General features: G+C 69.1%; 1 protein-coding gene. It reads left to right on the top strand.

Annotation, left to right across the window (positions count from 1 at the left end; all coding sequences use genetic code 11):
• Positions 1-1,601: condensation domain-containing protein (locus AQJ58_RS40130; protein ID WP_159056431.1), on the top strand; the 1,601-nt coding region annotated here is incomplete at both ends.

A 1,601-nucleotide genomic window follows, 5' to 3' on the forward strand; every position in this document is an offset into this window, starting at 1 on the left:
CCGAGATCGCCCAGGCCGGCGAGGCACTCACCCTCAGCCGCCAGCTCCGCGCCTTCCACCAGCACACCCCCCGGCGTCTGCACAACCACTACGGACCCACCGAAGCCCAGGTCCTCACCGCCCACACCCTGCCCGCCGACCCCGCCCACTGGCCCCCCACCGCCCCCCTGGGCCGCCCCATCGACAACGTCCGCGTCTACCTCCTCGACGACGCCCTGCGCCCCGTCCCCCCCGGCACCACCGGCGAGCTCTACACCAACACCCCCGGCCTCGCCCGCGGCTACCTGCACCGCCCCGCCCTGACCGCCCAACGCTTCACCGCCGACCCCTACGGACACCCCGGCGACCGCATGTACCGCACCGGCGACCTCGCCCGCTGGACACCCCAAGGCCACCTCGAATTCCACGGCCGCGCCGACGACCAACTCAAAATCCGCGGCCACCGCATCGAACCCGGCGAAATCGAAACAGCCCTCACCCACCACCCCCACATCACCCAAGCCACCGTCCTCGCCCACACAGACCACACCGGCGAGACACGCCTGACCGCCTACGTCATACCCACCCCCCACACCACACCCGACCCCCACACCCTGCGCACCTACCTCACCCACCACCTCCCCGACTACATGCTCCCCACACACATCATCCCCCTCACCACCCTCCCCCTCACCCCCAACGGCAAACTCGACCGCACCGCCCTCCCCACACCCACCCCCACCCCCACCCCCACCAACACCACCACCCGCCCCCCACGCACCCCCCAAGAACACATCCTGTGCGACCTCTTCGCCCAAACCCTCGGCCTGCCCCACATCAACCCCGACGACGACTTCTTCGACCTCGGCGGCCACTCCCTCCTCGCCACCCGCCTCACCGCCCGCATCCGCACCACCTTCAACACCGAAACAACCATCCGCACCATCTTCGAAGCCAGCACCCCAGCCCGCCTCACCCACCACCTCAACCACCACAACCCCACCCGCCCCCCACTCACCCCCCGCCCCCGCCCAAACCCCCTACCCCTCTCCTACGCCCAACGCCGCCTCTGGTTCCTCCACCAACTCGAAGGCCCCAGCCCCACCTACAACATCCCCCTCGCCCTCCGCCTCACCGGCCACCTCAACCACACCGCACTCCACCAAGCCCTCACCGACGTCATCACCCGCCACGAAAGCCTCCGCACCACCTACCCCCAAACCACCGGCACACCCACCCAACACATCCACCAACCCCAGCCCACCGCAACACCCCTCCCCCTCACCCACACCACCCCACAACAACTACCCACCCAACTCACCACCGCCGCCCGCCACCCCTTCCACCTCGACACCGAACACCCCCTGCGCGCCCACCTCTTCGCCCTCACACCCCACGAACACATCCTCCTCCTCACCCTCCACCACATCGCCGGCGACGGCTGGTCACTCAACCCCCTCGCAACCGACCTCACCCACGCCTACACCGCACGCACCCACCACACCCCACCCACCTGGACCCCCCTCCCCGTCCACTACGCCGACTACACCCTCTGGCAAAACGACCTCCTCGGCCACCACGACAACACCAACAGCCTCCTCACCCAACAAATCACCTACTGG

Origin of the sequence: Streptomyces sp. DSM 15324 (assembly GCF_001514285.1) — a bacterium.
In the GTDB taxonomy this organism is placed as follows: domain Bacteria; phylum Actinomycetota; class Actinomycetes; order Streptomycetales; family Streptomycetaceae; genus Streptomyces.